The organism is uncultured Helicobacter sp. (assembly GCF_949282165.1).
In the GTDB taxonomy this organism is placed as follows: Bacteria; Campylobacterota; Campylobacteria; order Campylobacterales; family Helicobacteraceae; genus Helicobacter_F.
In genome coordinates this window covers 108,009-114,044 of record NZ_CASDOV010000002.1, presented here as the reverse complement: position 1 = coordinate 114,044, position 6,036 = coordinate 108,009, and the positions used below count along the sequence as shown (strand labels likewise).

The 6,036-nt window shown below is 48.6% G+C and carries 9 protein-coding genes; 2 read left to right on the top strand and 7 right to left on the bottom strand.

Annotated features, from left to right (window positions below; all coding sequences use genetic code 11):
• Together ACH2BK_RS02580 and ACH2BK_RS02575 are read left to right on the top strand one after the other, a co-directional pair.
• Nucleotides 1-457, top strand: a 457-nt coding sequence (locus tag ACH2BK_RS02580; protein ID WP_395001958.1) for a hypothetical protein, incomplete at its 5' end; no start/stop codon positions are given.
• Nucleotides 458-480: 23 nt separating this feature from the next.
• Nucleotides 481-618 (top strand): hypothetical protein, encoded by a 138-nt coding sequence (locus tag ACH2BK_RS02575; protein WP_395001957.1) that lies wholly within the window; start codon nt 481-483, stop codon nt 616-618.
• Nucleotides 619-811: 193 nt separating this feature from the next.
• Here the strand turns inward: ACH2BK_RS02575 and ACH2BK_RS02570 are convergent, their stop codons facing one another.
• Genes ACH2BK_RS02570 through ACH2BK_RS02540 form a run of 7 tightly spaced genes read right to left on the bottom strand, consistent with a single transcriptional unit; the run spans nt 812 to nt 6,020 of the window.
• Entirely contained in the window at nt 812-1,093 is a 282-nt protein-coding gene (locus ACH2BK_RS02570) for a hypothetical protein (protein WP_395001956.1), read from the bottom strand.
• Nucleotides 1,094-1,122: 29 nt separating this feature from the next.
• The gene (gene trpS / locus ACH2BK_RS02565; RefSeq protein WP_395001955.1) at nt 1,123-2,109 is read right to left on the bottom strand and encodes a tryptophan--tRNA ligase; all 987 of its coding nucleotides are present in this window, start codon (nt 2,107-2,109) and stop codon (nt 1,123-1,125) included.
• Between the two features lie 37 nt (nt 2,110-2,146).
• A complete protein-coding gene (gene acpS / locus ACH2BK_RS02560; RefSeq protein WP_395001954.1) occupies nt 2,147-2,518 on the bottom strand; it encodes a holo-ACP synthase in 372 nt (123 codons plus the stop codon).
• A gap of 3 nt (nt 2,519-2,521) precedes the next feature.
• Entirely contained in the window at nt 2,522-3,082 is a 561-nt protein-coding gene (gene fliL / locus ACH2BK_RS02555; protein WP_395001953.1) for a flagellar basal body-associated protein FliL, read from the bottom strand.
• Between the two features lie 17 nt (nt 3,083-3,099).
• Nucleotides 3,100-3,693 (bottom strand): 16S rRNA (guanine(966)-N(2))-methyltransferase RsmD, encoded by a 594-nt coding sequence (gene rsmD / locus ACH2BK_RS02550; RefSeq protein WP_395001952.1) that lies wholly within the window; start codon nt 3,691-3,693, stop codon nt 3,100-3,102.
• Nucleotides 3,668-4,006, bottom strand: coding sequence for a hypothetical protein (locus tag ACH2BK_RS02545; RefSeq protein ID WP_394995456.1), 339 nt, complete (start codon nt 4,004-4,006; stop codon nt 3,668-3,670). Before ACH2BK_RS02545 ends, rsmD begins: the two co-directional genes overlap by 26 nt.
• Before the next feature lie 28 nt (nt 4,007-4,034).
• The gene (locus ACH2BK_RS02540) at nt 4,035-6,020 is read right to left on the bottom strand and encodes a primosomal protein N' (protein ID WP_395001951.1); all 1,986 of its coding nucleotides are present in this window, start codon (nt 6,018-6,020) and stop codon (nt 4,035-4,037) included.
• Nucleotides 6,021-6,036: the final 16 nt, after the last annotated feature.

Here is a 6,036-nt window from a genome sequence, read left to right as displayed (position 1 = left end):
AGAATCTAAACAACCCACACAATCCACAACACCAAAAAATCCTAGCGAGGCTTTGCCAAATATTAATAATGTGCGCAATAGCGCAAGCCGAGCAGAATCTATGCCAATAGATTCTGCCATTTTTGCGGAGCAAAAATCAAATCAATGTGTAGGTGCGATAGCACCAACTGCCACTCGCCCTTGTCGTGTGTGGCAAAGCGTAAGCTTCTTTAGAAAAATCAGGAGCAAGGTGGCAGCAGTGCCACCGCTGATTTTTCTAAAGAAACTTCGTTTTCTAAAGAAGCTTGCGCTTTGCCTAGACAAGGAGATAGCGAGGCACTCTCAGCAAAAAAGCGGCGCTTTATCTTTTTCGGGGCTGGGGAGAGCGGGGAGAGGGGAAACCCTTTTTTCTTTTGCGCAAACAAGTGATGATGAGAATCTAGGAAGTATCCGTGAGAGCGTGAATCTAAGAGGCTAGATTCTGAATCCACTTTAGATTCTGTGGATTCTTTTGAGCTTAGATTCTGTCTTTGCTCGCTTTTTAGAATCTCTTTAGATTCTGTGCGTGTTTGTGAATCTGTTGGGCTAGATTCTGCAATTGCCTTAGATTCTGTGTTTCCTCTAGAATCTCTGTTTTAGATTCTAAGTTTCTTAGACTCGCATTCTCACGAATATTTTCTAATTTTTTAGAATCTTGTGTTTTATGCGAGAAGGGGTGAGGGGCTTGAATGTGCAGGTATGGGCGAGTGGCGTTGCCACGCGCGCGAAGTCGCTCCCGATTTGGGTGGGCGGGTAAGAACTCTTTAGCCTCCCCCCACCCCGACGACGCTTACTACGGGGTGCTCCGCTCCGCAAAAATGGCGCAATTTTGCAATTGCGCTACTGCATGCACTATTATTGATATCGGGCAAAGTTTTGATGAGGTTTTTGGCGTTGTGGATTGTGAATCTGTTTTAGATTCTATAAATGCCTTAGATTCTGAATCTACTTGAGATTCTACGCTTGGCTTGCCCTCTTGGCATTCTAAGATTTTGGATGAGAAATCGTTGTTTTCAAGCGAGGGGTAAAGGGAGCTACCTAAGCGGTAGTGACCAAACCCCGAGCGCAGAATCAACGATTTATCGCCAAAAGATGAATGCCTTACTACACCAACCCCACCAACTCCTTAGCCCTCTCATAAGTCCCACTAGCGATAGGACGCACGCTCTGTGCGCCTTGAGCGAGTATCTCGCGGATATAGCCCTCATCGCCCATAAGCCGCTCGTATCGCTCCCTAATGGGGCGCAGAGATTCTATCACGACTTCGGCGATGGCACTCTTTAGCTGCCCATAGCCCTTGCCCGCGAACTCCTGCTCAATAGATTCCCTGCTTTTATGCGTAAAAATCTCATAAATGCTTAGGAGATTATACAGCCCCGCCCGAGTGGGATCAAAGACGATGGTAGTGTGTGAATCCGTGGTGGCTTTTTTGAACTTAGCCATAATCGCCTCGGGGCTATCGAGCAAAAAAATCGCGTGGTTTGCGCCACTGCTTGATTTGCTCATCTTAGATTCTGGATTATCTAGCCCCATAATCCGCGCGCCCACCTTGGGGATAAGGGGCTCTGGGATCTTAAAGCACTCGCCATAGTCGCGGTTAAAGCGCATTGCCACATCACGCGTGAGCTCCAAATGTTGTTTTTGGTCCTCTCCTACCGGCACACCATCGACTTGATAAAGCAAAATATCTGCTGCCATAAGCGCAGGATAGTTAAAGAGTCCGACATTGATATTTTTGGGATTTTTGGCAGATTTGTCTTTGAATTGTGTCATTCTACTCATATCGCCCATAGGGATATTGCAATCTAGTATCCACGCAAGTGCGGCGTGTTCATCGATTTGGCTTTGGATAAAGAGATGAGATTTTTGGGTGTCAATCCCACATGCTAGAAGTATAGCAGCAAGCTCATAGGTTTTTTGATGTAGTTCTTTTGGATCTTGTTTAATCGTAATGGCGTGAGAATTTACCACACAAAAGATATTTTCATACTCCTCTTGGGAATCCACCCAATTTTTTACCGCTCCCAAATAATTACCTAGATGTATGTTTCCCGTGGGCTGAATCCCTGAAAAAATGCGTTTTTTTGCCATAAATTTCCTTTCTATTGTTTGTGTTTGGGGTGTCTATTTATCGCAGTGCCACACACGCTATGGCGATATCCGCATCGTGCGTGATACTTAGGGCTATGTGGGCGAAGGGCTTTTGGCTCTGAAAATACGACATTTTTTGAGAATCTAGCGCGATATAGGGCGCGCCCTTAGAATCTAGCGTGATAGTCATATCCAAAAAGCCAAGCTCTGTGCCAATCCCACACCCAAGCGCCTTGCTTAGTGCCTCTTTTGCTGCCCAAAACCCCGCTATGCGCGCATAGCTATAGCCATTTTGCCTTGTGCAAAGCCCTATCTCATTCTCACTCAAAAACCGCCCCAAGCCCTTAGCACCAAATCTCCGCACTAAGCCCTCAAGGCGCGAGATACGCACGACATCGATACCTAGCACACGCTATCCGATGAGAAATCTCGTAAAATAAATGTTTTTAATGCTTCCATCGATGAGAAACTCATTCAGCCGCTGCACGATCTCGTCTTTGACGCGATTTTTGCCCTTAGTCGTGGCGACTTCCTCAAAGGACTTAGAAGAGAGAATCTCAATAATCGCATCACAAAGCACAGGAAGCTTAGTCTCTATCTCTGGCTGACTCTCTGGCTTATCAAGCTCGAGGCTTATTTGGGTGATGAGGATTTTTTTGCCCGTTTGGGTGAGAAGATTGACTTTAAATTCCTCGGCAATGGGAAAGATAGGTCCCATTTTGCCATAATCACTCGCCCTCGCTGCCACCGAGCTCCCGACATTAATCACGGTTTTTTGTGCTTGAGGCTCGCTCTGGGCTGCTTGCGCTGCTTGGGGCTCTTGATGAGAGTTATTAGAAGTCATAAGCACCGCTACCAAAATCCCCAAAAGGAGCAAAAACATCACCACCATACCGATGATGATAAATAAAATCGTCCTATCTTTTTTCACAGCCCCCGCGGGCGCGCTAGCGGCTTCTTGTTCCTCTGCCATACGCTCTCCTTACATCACTAGATTCTGTAATACGATATCGTGCTTTTTCCGAATTTTTTTTGCTTGATTTTAGCATATCTGCCCAAAGTCTGCGGCAGGCACGCCGCGCCCATACCCTCAAAGGCGATGAGCCAAATGCAAGGATTACTAAGCGCACGCACAAGCTCAAAGCACCGCTCATACATATCCGCCATACCCTCGCGTATGCTAAAGGGCGGATCGAGATATAAGATCGTGTGCGTCTGGAGGGAGCGCAAAATAGGCGCGGAAGTGAAAAAATCCTGCGTGTAGATTCTATAGCGCAAGGAATTATCGCGCTGCTTTGCGCCTAGGAGATTGCGCTCTAAAACCTGCGCGCTGCGCAAATCTCGCTCAATAAACACACCCTCACGCGCACCGCGGCTAAGGGCTTCTATCCCCATCGAGCCACTGCCCCCAAAGCCCTCTACAAACACACAATCCACCACCTCGCCCCCAAGCGTGTTAAAAAACGACTCGCGCACTATCGCCTTTGTGGGGCGCGTGCTTAGCGAGGGTGGCAGGGCGAGCTTTAGCCCTTTGAGCGTGCCTGCGTTGATGAGGATACTAGGCGTGTTTTTTGAAGAGTTCATAGAGTTTGTGGGTGTATTCTCTAAGGAGTGTAGCGATTTCAGATTCTAAATCTGTGGGGAGTTGCGTGGGTGCTCGCACAGAATCCAAATGCGTGGCATAAAAGTCCTGCAAAGCCCTAAGGAGGGCTTGGGGCGTGAAAGGCTGGCGCAAATCACAATCCTCGCTCCCTAGCACGCACACGGGCTTATCGGAGTGCCTTTTGGTATCGCTAAGGATAAAATCACACGATTCTTGCGGGCTTAAATATTGGCGCAAAAAATACTCTAGCGTGCTTTGTAGTAGGAGGTTTTCACACTGCAGGGATATTTTCATCTTCACACTCCTTTTAGATTCTGACAGATTATATCGTGCTTAGCGGATCGATATCAATCTCAAAGCCAAATTTCACACTCTCCCTAGCACACACAATCGCCCGCAAAAGCGCGTGTGCGGAGGGCGAGCGCAGCAAAATATTATAACGATATTTGCCATAAAGCCGCTCGATATCGCAGGCTTTTGCCCCCACGATTTCAAAGGACGCATTGGGCGGCGCACTTGGCGTATCGGGCGTATCTAGCGGCGTATCGTGGCTTTGTGCGCTTTGTGCGCGCGCTAGATTCTCTAAGATTGCTAGCACTTCTTGCATTTGCGCACACGCTTTGTCTTTGCTCTTGTGCGTGAAGCTAAGATTGGCAAGGCGCACAAATGGCGGATAGAATCTCGGTCTGTGCCTAAGCTCGTATTCCAAAAACTCCTCATAATCCTGCATAAATGGCTCAAAAAACTCCCTATGCAGCGTCTGGATATACACCACGCCATTTTCCTTGCGCCCGCTCCTGCCGGCAATCTGTGTGAGCAGACTCATCGCGCGTTCATTAGCACGATAATCGACACTACTTAGCACATAGTCTATGCCCACCACCACGCAAAGCGCGACATTGTGATAGTCGTGCCCCTTGCTTAGCATTTGCGTGCCCACAAGCATATCGAGCCTATGCTCGTTAAAGTCTTTGAGCGTTTTTTGGAGCTTGTTGTGCGTAGTGATATGATCGCGATCAAAGAGCCCTATGCGCATCGTGGGGAAGTGCTCTTGCATTTCTTTAGCAAATTCTTGTGTGCCTATGCGCTTACTTTGGAGGTTTGGGCTTTGGCAGCTTGGGCAGGCTCTAGGGATAGCCTGCGTGTAGCCACAATAATGGCAAACCATCGCGTTTTTATCCAAATGCAGGCTCATACTCACACTGCAAAACACGCACTGCACCTTGCTCCCACACTCTTGGCAAAGAAGCGTTTTAAAATGCGCGCGCGTGGGCAAAAACACGATGATTTGCTTGTGGGATTGATAGGCTTGATATACAGAATCTAAGAGCGAGGGCGCATAAAGCGGGGCGTTGTCAAAAATATAAGATTTTTGCGTGCCAAAATACCGCCCCTTAAGGCGATAGATTCTATCCTCCTTGCGTGCGTTGGCATAGGAGCTTAGGCTGGGTGTGGCAGAGCCCAGCAGGACTTTAATGCGTGTGTGCTTGCCTAGATATAGGGCGAGATCGCGGGCGTTGTAGCGCGGGGCGGATTGGGATTTATACGCGTCATCGTGCTCCTCATCGATGACGATAAGCCCGAAGTTTTCGAGCGGCAAAAAAAGTGCGGAGCGCGCGCCCGCGATGATGTGTATCGTGCCATCTTGGAGCTTTGTGAGAATCTCTTGCTTTTTTTTAGCCGTGATTTTGGAGTGCCAAATCCCCACCTTATCCCCAAAAACCTTCCTTAGCCGCTGCTCGATTTGGGGTGTGAGCGAGATCTCTGGCATTAGCAAAAGAGCTTTTTGCCCGCTTTGCAAATATTGGGCGATGAGATGGATATAAATCTCTGTCTTGCCGCTGCCCGTATCGCCAAAAAGCAGGGGATTTGTCGTGGCGTTGATAAACGCTAGCGCGTCGCTTTGGGCTTGGGAGAGCGTGGGTGTGCCTATCGTATCGCTAGTTTGTGAATCTAGCGCGCTCTGCGTGCTTTGAGGTTGGCTAGAGAGTGCTTGGGGGGTAAAGAGCCCATAGCTCTGTGAAAAGCTACAACAATAATAGCGTGCGATAAACTCTGCCAAAAGCTTTTGTGTGGGCAAAAACGCATAGCCGCTCTCACACGCTAGCTTGCAGGCAAAATCGATTGGCTGTGTTTGCTCCTCTAGCATTACGCCTAGAATCTGCTTGCCTTTAAGCGGGATTTGTAGCAGATCCCCGCGCTCACAGGGGGAGCGCACCTCGTAGGTAAGTGCGGGGGAGGAGACGCCTAGAGGTGCTATGAGGACAAACATAGCCCGCCCTTGAGACACCCCCACGATGTAGTCCATAACATAGACTTGGGGG

Coding starts and splice junctions, on each gene's coding strand:
- ACH2BK_RS02545 (WP_394995456.1), bottom strand. CDS start 4,006: ATGAAAATATCCCTGCAGTGTGAAAACCTCCTACTACAAAGCACGCTA.
- rsmD (WP_395001952.1), bottom strand. CDS start 3,693: ATGAACTCTTCAAAAAACACGCCTAGTATCCTCATCAACGCAGGCACG.
- ACH2BK_RS02540 (WP_395001951.1), bottom strand. CDS start 6,020: ATGGACTACATCGTGGGGGTGTCTCAAGGGCGGGCTATGTTTGTCCTC.
- trpS (WP_395001955.1), bottom strand. CDS start 2,109: ATGGCAAAAAAACGCATTTTTTCAGGGATTCAGCCCACGGGAAACATA.
- fliL (WP_395001953.1), bottom strand. CDS start 3,082: ATGGCAGAGGAACAAGAAGCCGCTAGCGCGCCCGCGGGGGCTGTGAAA.